Here is a 15,641-nt window from a genome sequence, read left to right on the forward strand (position 1 = left end):
ATTCACAAAATCTATGATCTTACTTTAAGAAATATGGTCAACAAACTTGTTATTAGTTTCAGTTGTTTAACGTAACTTGTAATATAATTGTCATCTAACGTACATATTATGTCAGTAGCTAAAAAAAGGTAGATAAACAGATGGCTTCAGCCCAATTTTCATTGAAAGAGCGTGACAAAAAAAGATGGTTGAAAGATCGTCTCGTCCGTTTTTCAGTGACATGTGGTGCCGTCAGTGTTCTAGCTGCTCTGGTATTGATCTTTGTTTACTTGGCGATGGTCATTTTACCGGTGTTTTCTGATACTGGTTTAGAGACAGACCAAGCCGTAAAGACCGTTGCTGTAGAAAAGCCTATCGCCTTATCTGTTGATGAATACGGTCAGCATGCATTTACTATCGAAAAATCTGGCTTGGTGCAGTTTTGGGATTTAGAGTCTCAAAATACACACTCTTACTTTGAGCGAAATGTTTTAGCCAATCCTGTTGCCTTCTCTCGAAATACCCCATCAGAAAACTGGTTTGCCTTTGCCGATAGTGCAAGCAACCTTACTTTTTTCTATCCTGAGTATAGTGCGCCTGTGCTGCAAAAGGGCAGTGAAGCCGATCCTAAAATTGAGCAAATCGATCTCCCAGAACCATTTTTAAATGATGAACCCTCAAATGGGGCGACGATCGACAAATTCGCGTTCTCTAAGAATGGACGTGGGATTACGGTTGCCGCGCAGTTAAGTGACCAACGAGTCTTGGTTAAGTGGTATCAGAGTGACCTTACTGGTCAGTATGTTTTTCAGAAGAGCCAATGGCTATCGGATAAGTTGGGCTTGCAGCAGCAACTGCTTGTCACACCTGATGGGCAAACCTTATACCTACGAGCACAATCGGATTTGGTTGTTTTGAAACTATCAGATAACGGTTTTGATGTTCGTGAAGTGATTGATCTTAGCTTAAATGATGCGAAGCATTCCGTGAAAAGCATCGATTTATTGTCTGGCGCATACTCGTTGTTGGTTACGCATGAGGACGGACAGGTTTCTCAATGGTTCGATGTACTCAAAGATGAAAAGCGTAGCCTGACCCATATTCGAGACTTCCAACTTGCTGAACAAGTGCAATTTATTCTTCCTGATACTTATAGAAAGGGTTTTTATAGCTTCTATAAGAACGGCACATTACAAAGCCACTATACGACCAGTGAAAAACTGTCGCTGTTCGAGCGTGCATTTGATAAATCACCACAATTAGCGGCTATGTCTGCCAATGAACTGCATCTGGCGACGCTGATTGATGGCACCATCAGTGTGGCTAAGGTCGATAATGAATACCCACAAATATCATTCTCATCGCTTTGGCAAAAGGTCTGGTATGAAAGTTACCCTGAGCCGCAATACGTTTGGCAATCAACGTCGGCGAATGATGACTTTGAAGAGAAATTCAGTTTAGTACCTATCACATTCGGTACTATCAAAGCAGCTCTGTTTGCGATGATGTTTGCCGTGCCGGTTGCTGTGCTCGGAGCTATTTACACCGCTTACTTTATGTCTCCACGCATGCGAAGAGTGGTGAAGCCTTCGATAGAGCTGATGGAAGCACTTCCGACCGTGATCATCGGATTCTTGGCCGGGCTTTGGTTTGCTCCAATCGTCGAGACGCATTTAACGGCCGTCTTCTCATTGATGGTGTTATTACCACTGAGCACACTGCTGACTGGACTTGTTTGGTTCTGTTTACCGAAGAGGGTAACGGGTCGCTTCTCTAATGGTTGGCATGCTCTGATATTGATTCCGGTATTGGTGATTACTGTGGTTGCGGTGTTTGCTGGTGGAAACAACATTGAAGCCTTGTTATTTGGTGGTGATATTCGTACCTTCTTGGCTAGCTATGGTATCGACTTTGACCAACGCAATGCGCTAGTGGTTGGTTTTGCTATGGGCTTTGCGGTCATCCCAACGATTTTCACTATTGCTGAAGATGCTATTTTCTCTGTACCTAAACATTTGTCTGATGGGTCATTAGCGTTGGGTGCGACGGCGTGGCAGACGCTTATTTATGTGGTGCTATTGACGGCGAGTCCAGGTATCTTTTCTGCGGTTATGATGGGCCTAGGGCGAGCAGTTGGTGAAACCATGATCGTCTTGATGGCGACAGGTAACACCCCAATTCTTGACTGGAATGTTTTGGAAGGGATGAGAACTTTATCGGCAACGATTGCTGTTGAGCTGCCAGAATCAGAAGTGGGTGGTTCTCATTTCCGCTTGCTGTTCTTGGCTGCACTCTTGCTGTTTATCTTTACATTCGCGGTGAACTCAGTTGCTGAGTGGGTTAGACAAAGACTGAGAGATAAATATCGTGCGCTGTAGTTTTAAAGGTTTGCCTCAATGTGTATCAATGGCTTTTAGTGGCTTGACTAGCGTGTCTCTTGATCTTTGCAGCTCCTTGATTTCAGCACGCCAAGAGCAAGGTCGATCATGATGAATAAACTGAAGTCATTATTATCTTGGGTTAAATCGGGCTCTCCGTGGATCTGGCTTACGGGCGGGGCGGTGAGCATCAGTATGCTTTCTGTTCTTGGCCTAATGCTGCTGATTGGTTGGAAGGGCTTAACCTATTTTTGGCCCGCACCTTTGTATCAATGGCAAGTTGACTCCAAAGACTTATCGCTAGTGGTCGATCTTGACGAAACCGTATCAAAACAAGATGTATTGGTTGGTCAGTTATATGAACGAAAATACATCCCGATAGAGCAAGTTCCACAAGTCCATGACCTTTTGTCTCCTCAAAATTTGTCGACTGGGCTGATACAGCGCTTAAGCATCAAAGTTGCTAACAGAGAACTGTACCCTGCGGACTTTGTTTCTATTCTGGATGTTAACTTACGTGAACCCACTACCCCGCTTGATTGGGTTGTGATTGAACGAAGTCGAGGTGGTTATTTCTTTGGTAAGCCGGTGGGTTTTAAAACCGCTTCTGGCACCTTTGATTCGAACATAGACCAAAAGCTCGAACAAGGCTTGGCGTTCGCTGATGCGCTACGTAAAGAAACGTCGCGTGTCGTGAACCAAGAAATTCGTAATATCAGCTGGCAATTGGAAAACCTGCGCTTAGAAAAGCGTAAGCTTGAACTCAATGAGTCAGTGAGTGATGAATACCTTACAACCTATACTCAAACTAAACTGGAATTAAACCGCCAGTTAGGTGAAGCCGAAGTTAAGCTTGAGCACCTTAGAACGCAACTTAATGTCGAAAGCTTGCTGGTTGAGGATATGACAGGCGAGCTGGTCGAGATCTCGCTCAGCCACATTCTGGATTATTGGTACCCAAATAATATGTCTTACCTAGAAAAGGTTGGGCACTGGGGCAAACAAGTTTGGAAATTCTTATCAGAGAACCCACGAGACTCAAACTCTGAAGGCGGTGTATTCCCTGCCATTTTCGGTACAGTACTGTTGGTTATTCTCATGTCGATCGTCGTGATGCCTCTTGGCGTGGTCGCTGCGATATATCTTCATGAATACGCAAAAAACAACGCACTAACACGTTTAATTCGTATCGCCGTGATTAACTTGGCGGGTGTACCGTCGATTGTGTATGGCGTTTTTGGTTTAGGCTTTTTTGTTTATACCATTGGTGGCTCGATTGATACGTTGTTTTATGCAGAGCGATTACCCGCTCCGACATTTGGCACACCGGGTCTACTTTGGTCAGCACTAACCTTAGCGGTATTGACGCTTCCAGTCGTTATCGTAACCACGGAAGAGGGCTTAACGCGTATTCCTAGTGCAGTGAGGCACGGTTCATTAGCGCTTGGTGCGACTCAATTTGAGACGCTTTGGCGCATTGTTTTACCGATGGCAAGCCCAGCGATTATCACTGGTTTAATTTTGGCAATCGCGAGAGCCGCGGGGGAAGTTGCACCACTTATGCTGGTGGGTGTTGTTAAATTGGCATCTAGCTTGCCAGTCGATGGTCAGTTTCCGTATTTACACTTAGATAGAAAGTTCATGCATTTAGGCTTTCATATCTATGATGTTGGTTTTCAAACCGCTAATATCGAAGCGGCACGACCTTTAGTGTATGCGACTTCATTTTTATTGGTTACGGTGATTGTTGGGTTGAACTTAACAGCCATCAATATCCGTAATAACTTGCGTGAAAAATACCGAACCTTAGGACAAGATTAGATGTTCTCGATTAATGAAACCTTGGGTTACCAAGCACCACTTGATGTTCACAATCTGAAGGATGAGCAAATTGCTATCTCGATCGAAGGGCTAAATCTTTACTATAAAGAGAGTCAAGCACTTGATGATATCTCGATGCAGATCCCGAAGGGGCAGGTGACGGCGTTTATCGGCCCTTCTGGGTGTGGTAAGTCGACTCTGCTGCGCTGCATTAATCGCATGAACGATCTTGTTGAAGGCTGTAAGGTTTCCGGGAAAGTGAAGCTTCATGGCAAGAACGTCTATCACCCTAAGGTGGATGTTGCGACCTTACGACGCCGTGTGGGTATGGTATTCCAGCGTCCAAACCCTTTTCCTAAATCTATCTATGAGAATGTGGTTTATGGCTTGAGGCTACAAGGCGTTAGCAACAGCCGAGACCTTGATGATGCGGTTGAACGCTCTCTGCGCGCTGCTGCGTTATGGGATGAAGTGAAAGATCGGTTGCATGAGAATGCTTTTGGTTTATCTGGCGGTCAACAGCAGCGTTTGGTTATCGCTCGTGCGGTTGCGATTGAGCCTGAAGTGCTGTTGTTAGATGAGCCGACATCGGCACTCGATCCGATTTCTACTTTGACGATTGAAGAGTTGATCAACGATCTCAAAACACAATACACAGTGGTGATTGTTACCCACAACATGCAACAAGCCGCGCGTGTAAGTGACCATACTGCCTTTATTCATATGGGAAAATTGATCGAGTACTCAGATACGGACTCAATTTTTACGTCTCCATTGAAAAACCAGACGGAAGACTACATTACTGGTAGATATGGCTAACCTCTCCAAAGGTGTCATCTAGAGCTAAGTCACTCTACAAAAATGGCTTTCTTCATTTCTTTCAAGGAGCAAGTATGCATTTCGGTCGCCACATTTCAGGGCAATTCAATGTCGAGTTAGAATCGATCCGTACTCATGTATTGACCATGGGCGGGTTAGTGGAGCAGCAACTCTCGTTTGCAATGCAGGCGCTTCATAAAGACGATGTTGAATTGGCCAAAAAAGTGATTCGTGATGACCACAAAGTGAATGCGATGGAAGTGTCGATTGATGAGGCTTGTACTCGAATCATTGCAAAGCGTCAGCCGACAGCGAAGGATCTGCGTTTGATTATGGCGATCATCAAAACGATTACCGATCTGGAACGTATTGGCGATGTTGCTTCTAAAATTGCGCAAGGTGCTATTGAGATCCCTTCAACCAAAGAGCAGAAATTCCACGTATCTTTAGAGCCTCTTTGCCGTCAGGCTATCACCATGCTTCACCAAGTATTAGATGCTTTTGCTCGTATGGATGTTGATGCGGCAGCTGAAGTTCACAAGCTTGATGATAAGTTGGATGCGGAGTACGAGGCCGTTATTCGTCAGTTAATGACCTATATGATGGAAGACCCTAAGAACATTCCTAATATTTTGCAGGTGATGTGGTCAGCGCGTGCGATTGAGCGAGTGGGAGACCGCTGCCAAAATATCTGCGAATACATTATTTACTTTGTGAAGGGTAAAGATGTACGTCACCTAGGCGATCAAAGCCTTGATGACGCACTCAAATAGAGCTTATCTTTAGAAGCTAATTATTGCACCAAGATTGAAATTGACCGTTGTGTCGTAAGGCACAAAGGTTTTGTTGTGATCAAAAATATTCATATCAACACCAGCACGTAATCCAAGCATTGGTGTCGCTTGGTAAACGTAGGCCCCGCCTAGGCTTATACCATGTGTTGTTTTCTCTTCTACTTCGCCTGAGCGCGTTTTCGTACCGTCATAACTTGCCACGCCAATTTCAGCCTGAAAGCCGTGGATTTGGTTTCTTCCAAACATGTTTTGCTTCGTAACAGGTTTAAATCAAGAGAGCTGAATAAGTCTTTAGCCATATCTATCCATGAAAATTTTCTGCGCTATTAAATCTAATATACGTCAGTCAGTTAGATTAGTCAGCGAGGTTCTCTGGATTTATGCTGGCGACTATTGCCCTAAGCGGTGAGGGCGGCTCTCACATCAGATATCTTACTCGCATCTGTCACTGGGATCTGATAATCATCAATATTATCACTGCCCATTTGAGCACTTGAGTTGTTTTCCATTAGACTCGGCCTTGTCGATTTACCTGAAAGGTGAAGAGCAGGTACTTGGGTAGCGCTTTGAATCATTTTGGCATTCGCAGCGTTAACGCCAGCCCCCGCCATGATATCAATTCGTCCATCGGCTTGTTTGACCATTGCAGCCAATACATCGATACCTTGCTCAGCATTAGCAGCAAGCCCTGATGTCAGGACTCTTTCGCATCCAAGTGTAATGATTTGTTCTAATGCTGCTTGGAAATCAGAGCTTTGATCGATGGCTCTGTGGAAGGTAATCCCAAGCTTTAACGAGTGCGCTTTGTCAGCCAGTTGTTGCATCTTTGGCATATCAATACTTCCGTTCGGCGCTAACACACCAAGTACGACCCCATCCAATCCTGCATTTGCGCAAGCTTCAATATCTTCAAGCATACAGAGCATATCGTCGTTATCGAAAATGAAGTCGCCTTGTCTTGGGCGTATCATAGCGTAGACCGGAACCGACGAAACTATTGCCGCTTGTTTCATCATTCCGAAGCTTGGAGTTAATCCGCCAAGTGCTAATGAAGAGCAAAGCTCAATTCGATTCGCGCCACCAGATAGTGCGGTATGAAGAGATTCTAAGTTATCGATACAGACTTCAATTTCGGTGTTCATCGTGTTTATCCGTTCAAAAAGATACTGATGAAATAATAGCAATCTAGGTGTGATTCTGAATAGATGGGGATAAGGGAAAATAGAGGTAAAGTTTAGGTTTATCGCTACCTCAATTATCTATTACAAGAGTCAGTCTAGGGGAGCGAGGAGGGGGAAAACAAAAAGCCCGAAGCGTTAACTTCGGGCTTTTAATAGGACTTTACTTCTTAACTGATTGGCGGTGCGCTTTGCGCTATTAGCTTATGCTTTATGTCTCTTTAAAGAGAATCTTCCAACCATTAACCCGCGTTGAGTTCGGGCTTAAGAGGTAATTACTTGCTTAGGTCGTCAGCGTGCTCAGATAGGAATGCTGCAACACCTTTTGGAGATGCATCCATACCTGATTTACCTTCTTCCCATTGTGCAGGACAAACTTCACCGTTCTTCTCGTGGAAGTTTAGTGCGTCTACCATGCGTAGCATTTCGTCGATGTTACGACCTAGTGGAAGATCGTTAACTACTTGGTGACGTACAAGGCCGTCAGCGTCGATTAGGAAAGAACCACGGAAAGCAACGCCTGCTTCTGGGTGCTCAACATCGTATGCTTTGCAGATCTCGTGCTTAACGTCAGCAACTAGAGGGTATTTAACTTGACCGATACCGCCATCAGCGATAGCAGTGTTACGCCATGCGTTGTGAGAGAATTGAGAATCGATAGAAACACCGATTACTTCAACGCCTTTAGCTTGGAAATCTTCAAGACGGTTGTCGAAAGCGATTAGCTCTGAAGGACAAACGAAAGTGAAGTCTAGTGGGTAGAAGAAAACTACAGCTTTCTTACCTTTAGTGAATTCTGCGAAGTTGAAGTTATCAACGATCTCACCGTTACCTAGAACAGCTGCTGCAGTAAAGTCAGGGGCTTGACGACCTACTAGTACCATTTTGGAATCTCCTAAAAAATTAGTTGGCCCAACACATCTTTGTTTGGGCTCCGTTTCTACGGGACAAACTATAGTACAATCGGTACTATAGAAAAAAGCGAATTAAATAGATTAAGTTAATCGAAAAAAGCGATAAGCTTATTCTTTGTCCTGTCCTTAGGTCGAATGACCTTTACCTAACTTATCCTACTCATATTACAAAGTAATTTCATGAATAAATGGCCAAGTCTTAAGCAACTTCACTATCTTGTTACTCTTCACGAAACTCGTCATTTCAGTGATGCCGCAGATCGCTGTTTCGTCAGTCAATCTACGCTAAGTAAAGGCATTCAAAACCTAGAAGAGCTGATTGGTTGCCCGCTTTATGAGAAGAAAGATAAAAAGAGCCCGCTAGTTTTCACGCAAGCAGGTGAGCTGGTGGTCAAGCACGGTCGAGAGCTACTAGCGAAAGGACAAGATCTCGTAGAGCTTGGAAATCTATGTAACGGGGATGCGATGCAAGGGCAGCTGCGAGTCGGGTGTATTCCTACTATAGCGCCGTTCCTTTTGTGCGATTTGGTACAGGAAGCCAACCAGCGCTTTCCACAATTAAATTTGCTGTTACGTGAAGACACAACGACCAACCTATTGGCTGCGCTGCGTCATGGAGACTTAGATGTGCTGATTCTGGCTTTGCCTGTCGATATCGACAATATGGAAAGCCAAGTTGTTGGGCAAGACCCTTTCCGGATGGTGATCAGTCGCAATCAAGCTGATGGTATTCGCGTTCCGATCAAATACGATGACCTGCCAGACGAATCTGTATTTTTGTTGGAGAACGAGCATTGCTTAACCGAGCATGCTGTGTCGGCTTGTAAGTTAACGGATAAAGAGAAGATCAACCCGTTCACTGCGACGAGCCTTCACACATTGGTGCAAATGGTGGCCAATGGTTTAGGAACCACCTTTATTCCGCAAATGGCGATCGACCACGGTTTATTGGAAAAACAGAATCTCGTTGTGATCGATCCTCCTGGTCAGCAGGCCTACCGAGATATTGGCCTTGTCTGGCGACCAAGCTCTTCGCGTCGTGAGACATTCCATCAATTAGCGGATGTGGTATCTGAGCTTCTATAATAATCCGCTGCGACAACAATCCCTCTGAGCGGCTGAATTGGCCGCTCTTCTTTATATCAATTCCGAGCGTTACTCTACTTCTGCTTCTTCTGGCTCTACTTCTTCTTGCAGCTCCAGTAAATTGATCGCTATCGTGACAAAATCGCTGTCTGTAATAATGCCTACTAGTTCGTGGTTTTCTACGACAGGTAAACAGCCCACTTTATGTTTCTGCATGTAGATAGCCGATTCTTTTAATCCTGCACGCGGCTCTACCGACATAACACTTTTGTGCATGATGTCGTTGAGGGGAGTAGCAAGAGTAAAAGATTGAGCTTGTGGGATGTTTTGTAGGCTGGATTCTTGAGCGGCGAGAACGTCTCGTTGTGTGACGACACCTAGTAGTTGCCTGTCGGAATCGACGACCGGAATATGGCGGATATCAAGTGCTTCCATCATGTGCTTAGCATCGGCCAGTGAGTGTGAGCGCAATAGGGTATGAGGGTTGCGAGTCATCATATCTTCAACCTTGATCATACGAACCTCCTTCTTTTTTATTTGTTGCTATTACTATAGTTTTTTATCCAAAAAATAACTGAGATCTGACGCATTCTTGGGTGAGTTTTATGCAACTAATTCTTTAGCTTGAGGAGGTGAATCAGTCGCATTATTTTACGCCTCTTTACAATAATCCAGTGCTGTAAACCTTGCTATTGCGGCTCGTGTGCCTATACTAGCCCACTGCGAAATTTTTAGTCGTGTTTGCGATGTGTTTCTGGTAACGATTGACTTACCGTAACGATTATCCAGCAACTACGATTTATGATTCGTCAACGGCACAAATCTCATCAACTAAGACAAGACTAGACACATGCAAGTTTCAGATTTTCACTTTGACCTACCAGATGAACTCATTGCTCGCTACCCTCAAGAGGAGCGTACAGCAAGCCGCCTGCTTAAATTAGATGGCAACAGCGGTAACCTAGCTGATGGTTCGTTTAAAGACGTTTTAGACTTGGTTGAGCCAGGCGATCTTGTTGTTTTCAATAACACTCGAGTGATTCCAGCTCGTGTATTTGGTCGCAAGGCATCAGGCGGTAAGCTTGAAGTGCTGGTTGAACGTATGCTTGATGAGAAAAGCATTCTTGCGCATGTTCGTTGTTCTAAATCACCGAAGCCGGGTACCAAGTTGTTCCTTGGTGAGAACGATGAATATGAAGCTGAAATGGTGGCGCGTCACGATGCGTTATTCGAAATCCATTTCACATCTGATCAAAGCGTTTTAGAGATTCTTAACAGTGTTGGTCACATGCCACTGCCTCCTTACATCGATCGTCCTGATGAAGATGCAGATAAAGAGCGCTACCAGACTGTCTATAATGAAAAGCCGGGTGCGGTTGCAGCGCCAACAGCAGGCCTTCACTTTGATGACAAGCTAATGGCTGACATGAAAGAAAAAGGTGTTGAGTTTGCTTACGTGACGCTTCATGTTGGTGCTGGTACGTTCCAGCCAGTAAAAGTTGATAATATTAACGATCACCACATGCATGCTGAGTACGTTGAAGTGCCGCAAGAAGTGGTTGACGCCGTAGCTGCAGCAAAAGCCCGTGGCGGCCGTATTATTGCTGTTGGTACAACATCAGTACGCTCACTAGAAAGTGCAGCTCAAGATGCATTGAAGAAAGGCACTGAGCTCGTTCCTTTCTTTGGTGATACAGAAATCTTCATCTTCCCTGGCTATGAATACCAGTTGGTGGATTGCTTGATTACCAACTTCCACTTGCCAGAATCAACACTGATTATGTTGGTGAGTGCATTTGCAGGTTACGACAACGTGATGGGCGCATACGATCACGCAGTGAAGAGCGAATATCGTTTCTTCAGCTACGGTGATGCCATGTTCATCAATAAGAAAACAAGCTAATTTAAGCTAGTTATAAACGATATACATTAGAATTTACGGGTGCTAGCAGTAAGCTAGGAGTCGGGCAGGGTGTCTGTCTAATCTCTCGCAAGGAATACGCGACCGCTCCTCATAGAACCCACTAGACTGAACTTTTGTTTGGCCTAAGGTTCTGAATTAACAGTCAGATTGTTTCTCTGGCATATTGGAGGCTTCGTGAAATTAAAATACGAACTTAAAAAAACTAATAGCGGCGCACGTCGTGGTCAACTTCAGTTTGAACGCGGTACCGTTGAAACCCCAGCATTCATGCCTGTAGGTACTTACGGTACTGTTAAAGGTATGACACCTGAAGAAGTAAAAGACACAGGTGCTGAAATCCTATTAGGTAACACATTCCACCTATGGCTACGTCCTGGTCAAGAAATCATGAAAATGCACGGTGACCTGCACGATTTCATGAACTGGCACGGTCCTATCCTGACTGATTCAGGCGGCTTTCAAGTATTCAGCCTAGGTGCAATGCGTAAAATCACTGAAGAGGGTGTTCATTTCCGTAACCCTGTAAACGGTGACAAGATCTTCATGGACGCTGAGAAGTCTATGGAAATCCAAAAAGATTTAGGTTCAGACATCGTAATGATCTTCGATGAGTGTACGCCTTACCCTGCGACACACAAAGAAGCAAAAGACTCAATGGAGATGTCTCTTCGTTGGGCTGAGCGTTCACGTAACCACTTCGACAAACTTGAAAACCCGAACTCACTGTTCGGTATCGTTCAAGGTGGCGTGTACGAAGACCTTCGTGATGTATCCGTTAAAGGCCTAACAGAAATTGGTTTTGACGGTTACGCAGTAGGTGGCCTAGCAGTAGGCGAACCAAAAGAAGATATGCACCGCATTCTTGAGCACACATGTCCTCAACTGCCAGAAGATAAGCCACGTTACCTAATGGGCGTAGGCAAACCGGAAGACTTGGTTGAAGGTGTTCGCCGTGGTATCGACATGTTTGACTGTGTAATGCCAACGCGAAATGCACGTAACGGCCACCTGTTTGTGACTGAAGGTGTGATCAAGATCCGTAATGCGAAGCATAAAACCGATACAACACCACTAGATTCAGAGTGTGACTGTTACACTTGTAAGAACTACAGCAAGTCGTACTTACACCATTTGGATCGTTGTAACGAAATCCTAGGTGCTCGACTGAACACGATTCATAACCTGCGTTTCTACCAACGAGTAATGTCAGACATTCGTCAGTCTATCGATGAAGACCGCTTTGAAGAGTTCGTTGCAGAGTTCTACGCAAGAATGGGGCGTGAAGTGCCACCACTAGGTAAAGAATCTTAGTATTTCTTTTTTGCGAGCCCTATCTCTCTTCCGAGTGATGGGGCTTGAAAATAAAGGGATGCGACCCAATTAGACAAACAATTACGAAAATATAAATAGAGGATGTTTTAAATGTTTATTTCTCAAGCTCACGCAGCAGCAGAAGGTGCACCAGCAGGCGGCGGTTTCGAAATGCTTATCATGCTAGGTATGTTCGCTGTGATCTTCTACTTCATGATCTACCGTCCACAAGCTAAGCGTGTTAAAGAGCACAAGAACCTTATGTCTTCTATGGGCAAAGGTGATGAAGTTCTTACAAGCGGCGGCCTAATTGGCAAGATCACTAAGATTGCAGAAGACAGCGACTACGTTGCTATCGAACTGAATGCAAACAACGAAGTAGTTATCAAGAAAGACTTCGTTACAGCAGTGCTACCAAAAGGTACTCTGAAATCTCTATAAACAGCTAGAGGATCCTCGCTGTGCTAAACCGTTACCCGTTATGGAAGTACCTGATGGTGGTGTTTACTATCGCCATCGCTGCGTTGTACGCACTTCCGAATATATACGGTGAAGATCCGGCAGTTCAAGTTACAGGGGCGCGCGGCGCCTCTGTAGATATGTCTACGCTGGATGCTGTCACCAATGCTCTTGAAGCTGAAAACCTTTCTACTAAATCCGTTGCTCTAGAAAACGGTTCCATTCTTGTTCGCTTTAACGATACAGACTCTCAAATTAGTGCTCGTGATGTCATCACTGAAGCATTAGATGAAGACGTAATCGTTGCTTTAAACTTAGCTGCTTCAACTCCTGATTGGCTTGAATCTATTGGTGCTGCACCAATGAAGCTTGGTCTTGACCTACGTGGTGGTGTTCACTTCTTGATGGAAGTGGATATGGACGCTGCGATGCAAAAGCTGGTTGGCCAACAAGAAGAAGCGTTCCGTAGCGAACTTCGTGAAGAAAAAATCCGTTACCGTGCAATTCGCCCATCTGGTAAAGATGCGGTTGAAGTGATTCTACGTAACGCCGAGCAGCTTGCTGAAGCGAAATCGCTACTGCAATCTAAGCACCAAGACATGACGTTTGTAGATTCTGAATCTAATGGTCGTTTTTCTTTGGTTGCTAGCTTCACAGAGGCTCGTCTTCAAGAAATCCGCAACTATGCGGTAGAGCAAAACATTACCATTCTACGTAACCGTGTTAACGAACTTGGTGTTGCTGAACCTTTGGTTCAACGTCAAGGCTCTAGCCGTATCGTAGTGGAATTGCCTGGTGTTCAAGACACGGCTCGCGCTAAAGAAATTCTTGGTGCTACCGCGACGCTTGAGTTCCGTGAAGTGGATAGCAGTGCTGACTTAGCCGCTGCCGCTTCTGGTCGTGCCCCTGCGGGTAGCGAAATCAAGCAAGATCGTGATGGTCGTCCTGTGGTACTTAAGAAGCGCGTTATTCTAGGCGGCTCAAGTATTACTGATGCAAGCTCAAGTGTTGATGAATATGGTCGTCCTCAAGTTAACATCTCGCTAGACAGCGAAGGTGGTAGCAAGATGTCTGCATTCTCTCGTCAGAATATCGGTAAGCTAATGGCAACGGTATTTGCAGAGTACAAAGACAGCGGTCGTAAAACACCGGAAGGTCGAGTTATCTTGAGTAAGCACGAAGAAGTGATTAACCAAGCGACGATTCAATCTGCACTTGGTCGTAACTTCCGTATTACTGGTATTGATTCAACAGCTGAAGCTCATAACTTGGCACTTCTACTTCGTGCTGGTGCATTGATTGCGCCTATCTCGATTGTAGAAGAACGTACCATTGGTCCATCTATGGGGCAGCAAAACATCGATATGGGTATCATGGCGATGGTTTGGGGTATGGCTGCGGTTATGTTATTCACGCTGCTTTACTACCGTAGCTTTGGTCTGATTGCGAACGTTGCGCTAATGGCTAACTTGGTGTTGATTATCGGTGTGATGTCGATGATCCCGGGGGCTACCATGACCCTGCCAGGTATTGCCGGTATCGTATTAACGGTCGGTATGGCGGTCGATGCGAACGTTCTGATCTTTGAGCGTATACGTGAAGAGCTTCGAGATGGACGCAGTCCACAACAAGCGATTCACCAAGGTTACGCGAACGCATTCAGCACAATCGCCGATGCCAACATCACCACACTACTAACAGCAATCATTCTATTTGCTGTGGGTACGGGTGCTATCAAAGGCTTCGCGGTAACGCTGTCTATCGGTATCTTGACTTCAATGTTTACAGCTATTATCGGAACACGTTGTATCGTGAACCTGATGTATGGCGGCAAACGCGTTAAAAAACTGTCGATCTAAGGCTAGGAATTAATATGTTTCAGATTCTAAAAGCAGACAAAATGATCGACTTTATGCGTTGGTCAAAGGTTGCCTTTGTTTTTTCTATCTTGATGATTGGTACTGCTATCTTCACCCTAACAACGAAATCGTTGAACTGGGGTCTAGATTTTACTGGCGGTACTCTGATTGAAGTTGGTTTTGAACAACCGGCACACCTTCCTGATATTCGTAGTGCACTAGAAGCCGAAGGCTTTGGTGATGCAACGGTACAGAACTTCGGTTCAGCTCGTGATGTGATGGTTCGTTTACGTCCACGTGATGGCGTAGCGGGCGAAACGCTTGGTAACCAAATCCTTTCTGCTATTGAGAATGGTACTGGTGAGCAAGTTGAAATGCGTCGTATCGAGTTCGTTGGTCCTAACGTGGGTGACGAATTAACAGAAGCGGGTGGCCTTGCTATCCTAGTTTCTCTTATCTGTATCTTGATCTACGTATCAGTGCGATTTGAATGGCGTTTGGCTGCGGGTGCAGTATTAGCACTGGCGCACGACGTTATCATCACTCTGGGTGTGTTCTCTCTAATGCAAATTGAGGTCGACCTTACCATCGTAGCAGCCTTGCTAACGGTCGTCGGTTACTCCCTCAACGATACCATTGTTGTATTCGACCGTATCCGTGAGAACTTCCGTAAGATGCGTAAGGGTGAAGCACCTGAAGTACTGAACAGCTCAATCACACAAACATTGAGCCGTACATTGATCACTTCTGGTACCACGTTATTCGTAGTTATCGCACTGTTCGTTCAGGGCGGCGCTATGATTCACGGCTTCGCGACTGCACTTCTACTGGGTATTACGGTTGGTACTTACTCTTCTATCTACGTTGCATCTGCACTGGCTATGAAGTTAGGTATTACGCGTGAACACCTAATGCCACCACAAGTGGACAAAGAAGGTGAAGAGTTTGACGAGATGCCTTAGGCCTTGGCTTAATAAGTTTCGCTAAACCAAAAAAACCGCTAGGCAACTAGCGGTTTTTTTACGTCTGTATTCTAGGGAAGCTCAATACAATTTAGCGTTGAAGTATGTTGAACTTCATTTCACTAAGAGACATCCTGATCGTATCTCGTATCTCGTA

13 protein-coding genes and 1 pseudogene are annotated in these 15,641 nt (G+C 45.0%); 10 read left to right on the plus strand and 4 right to left on the minus strand.

Annotation, left to right across the window (positions count from 1 at the left end; genetic code table 11):
- The first annotated feature begins 140 nt into the window (after window positions 1-140).
- The 4 genes from AB4517_RS21825 (at window position 141) to phoU (ending at window position 5,770) form a co-directional block, all read left to right on the plus strand.
- Window positions 141-2,357 carry an ABC transporter permease subunit gene (locus AB4517_RS21825; RefSeq protein WP_137002331.1) on the plus strand — a complete coding sequence of 739 codons (2,217 nt, stop codon included), beginning with the start codon at window positions 141-143 and terminating at the stop codon, window positions 2,355-2,357.
- A gap of 111 nt (window positions 2,358-2,468) precedes the next feature.
- Complete coding sequence (pstA, locus tag AB4517_RS21830; RefSeq protein WP_372149954.1) at window positions 2,469-4,178, plus strand: phosphate ABC transporter permease PstA; 1,710 nt, start codon at window positions 2,469-2,471, stop codon at window positions 4,176-4,178.
- Window positions 4,179-4,997 carry a phosphate ABC transporter ATP-binding protein PstB gene (pstB, locus tag AB4517_RS21835; RefSeq protein WP_009848269.1) on the plus strand — a complete coding sequence of 273 codons (819 nt, stop codon included), beginning with the start codon at window positions 4,179-4,181 and terminating at the stop codon, window positions 4,995-4,997.
- A 74-nt stretch (window positions 4,998-5,071) separates the two neighbouring features.
- Window positions 5,072-5,770 carry a phosphate signaling complex protein PhoU gene (phoU, locus tag AB4517_RS21840; RefSeq protein ID WP_009848270.1) on the plus strand — a complete coding sequence of 233 codons (699 nt, stop codon included), beginning with the start codon at window positions 5,072-5,074 and terminating at the stop codon, window positions 5,768-5,770.
- Between the two features lie 9 nt (window positions 5,771-5,779).
- Here phoU and AB4517_RS21845 read toward each other — a convergent pair.
- The 3 genes and pseudogenes from AB4517_RS21845 to AB4517_RS21855 form a co-directional block, all read right to left on the minus strand.
- Window positions 5,780-6,043, minus strand: a pseudogene (locus AB4517_RS21845) (hypothetical protein); the annotation flags it as partial.
- Between the two features lie 146 nt (window positions 6,044-6,189).
- Window positions 6,190-6,933 carry a copper homeostasis protein CutC gene (locus AB4517_RS21850; protein ID WP_017062527.1) on the minus strand — a complete coding sequence of 248 codons (744 nt, stop codon included), beginning with the start codon at window positions 6,931-6,933 and terminating at the stop codon, window positions 6,190-6,192.
- A gap of 311 nt (window positions 6,934-7,244) precedes the next feature.
- Window positions 7,245-7,853, minus strand: a complete 609-nt coding sequence (locus AB4517_RS21855) for a peroxiredoxin C (RefSeq protein ID WP_004740353.1) — start codon at window positions 7,851-7,853, stop codon at window positions 7,245-7,247.
- 210 nt (window positions 7,854-8,063) lie between these two features.
- Between AB4517_RS21855 and AB4517_RS21860 the strand changes: the two genes are divergently transcribed.
- On the plus strand, window positions 8,064-8,969 hold the full coding sequence (locus tag AB4517_RS21860; protein WP_372149951.1) for a hydrogen peroxide-inducible genes activator: 906 nt from the start codon (window positions 8,064-8,066) through the stop codon (window positions 8,967-8,969).
- A 69-nt stretch (window positions 8,970-9,038) separates the two neighbouring features.
- On the opposite strand, the gene AB4517_RS21865 is transcribed toward AB4517_RS21860, so the two are convergent.
- A complete protein-coding gene (locus AB4517_RS21865; protein WP_017062524.1) occupies window positions 9,039-9,485 on the minus strand; it encodes a CBS domain-containing protein in 447 nt (148 codons plus the stop codon).
- Between the two features lie 334 nt (window positions 9,486-9,819).
- Between AB4517_RS21865 and queA the strand changes: the two genes are divergently transcribed.
- The 5 genes from queA (at window position 9,820) to secF (ending at window position 15,484) form a co-directional block, all read left to right on the plus strand.
- On the plus strand, window positions 9,820-10,872 hold the full coding sequence (gene queA / locus AB4517_RS21870; protein ID WP_017062523.1) for a tRNA preQ1(34) S-adenosylmethionine ribosyltransferase-isomerase QueA: 1,053 nt from the start codon (window positions 9,820-9,822) through the stop codon (window positions 10,870-10,872).
- 195 nt (window positions 10,873-11,067) lie between these two features.
- Window positions 11,068-12,204 carry a tRNA guanosine(34) transglycosylase Tgt gene (gene tgt, locus AB4517_RS21875; protein WP_017056177.1) on the plus strand — a complete coding sequence of 379 codons (1,137 nt, stop codon included), beginning with the start codon at window positions 11,068-11,070 and terminating at the stop codon, window positions 12,202-12,204.
- 111 nt (window positions 12,205-12,315) lie between these two features.
- Entirely contained in the window at window positions 12,316-12,645 is a 330-nt protein-coding gene (gene yajC / locus AB4517_RS21880; RefSeq protein WP_010440492.1) for a preprotein translocase subunit YajC, read from the plus strand.
- 20 nt (window positions 12,646-12,665) lie between these two features.
- Window positions 12,666-14,522 carry a protein translocase subunit SecD gene (secD, locus tag AB4517_RS21885; RefSeq protein WP_102320714.1) on the plus strand — a complete coding sequence of 619 codons (1,857 nt, stop codon included), beginning with the start codon at window positions 12,666-12,668 and terminating at the stop codon, window positions 14,520-14,522.
- A gap of 14 nt (window positions 14,523-14,536) precedes the next feature.
- Window positions 14,537-15,484: a protein translocase subunit SecF gene (secF, locus tag AB4517_RS21890; RefSeq protein WP_017062837.1), complete on the plus strand. Its 948-nt coding sequence runs from the start codon at window positions 14,537-14,539 to the stop codon at window positions 15,482-15,484.
- Window positions 15,485-15,641 lie beyond the last annotated feature (157 nt).

The sequence above is a fragment of the Vibrio sp. 10N.222.52.C3 genome, from assembly GCF_041474195.1.
Classification (GTDB): Bacteria; Pseudomonadota; Gammaproteobacteria; order Enterobacterales; family Vibrionaceae; genus Vibrio; species Vibrio crassostreae_C.

Bases quoted from the DNA above. Each gene is read 5' to 3' on its own strand.
- AB4517_RS21865 (WP_017062524.1), bottom strand. From the start codon at position 9,485: ATGATCAAGGTTGAAGATATGATGACTCGCAACCCTCATACCCTATTG.
- AB4517_RS21855 (WP_004740353.1), bottom strand. From the start codon at position 7,853: ATGGTACTAGTAGGTCGTCAAGCCCCTGACTTTACTGCAGCAGCTGTT.
- secF (WP_017062837.1), top strand. From the start codon at position 14,537: ATGTTTCAGATTCTAAAAGCAGACAAAATGATCGACTTTATGCGTTGG.
- AB4517_RS21860 (WP_372149951.1), top strand. From the start codon at position 8,064: ATGAATAAATGGCCAAGTCTTAAGCAACTTCACTATCTTGTTACTCTT.
- AB4517_RS21850 (WP_017062527.1), bottom strand. From the start codon at position 6,933: ATGAACACCGAAATTGAAGTCTGTATCGATAACTTAGAATCTCTTCAT.
- AB4517_RS21825 (WP_137002331.1), top strand. From the start codon at position 141: ATGGCTTCAGCCCAATTTTCATTGAAAGAGCGTGACAAAAAAAGATGG.
- yajC (WP_010440492.1), top strand. From the start codon at position 12,316: ATGTTTATTTCTCAAGCTCACGCAGCAGCAGAAGGTGCACCAGCAGGC.
- pstA (WP_372149954.1), top strand. From the start codon at position 2,469: ATGAATAAACTGAAGTCATTATTATCTTGGGTTAAATCGGGCTCTCCG.
- phoU (WP_009848270.1), top strand. From the start codon at position 5,072: ATGCATTTCGGTCGCCACATTTCAGGGCAATTCAATGTCGAGTTAGAA.
- queA (WP_017062523.1), top strand. From the start codon at position 9,820: ATGCAAGTTTCAGATTTTCACTTTGACCTACCAGATGAACTCATTGCT.
- pstB (WP_009848269.1), top strand. From the start codon at position 4,179: ATGTTCTCGATTAATGAAACCTTGGGTTACCAAGCACCACTTGATGTT.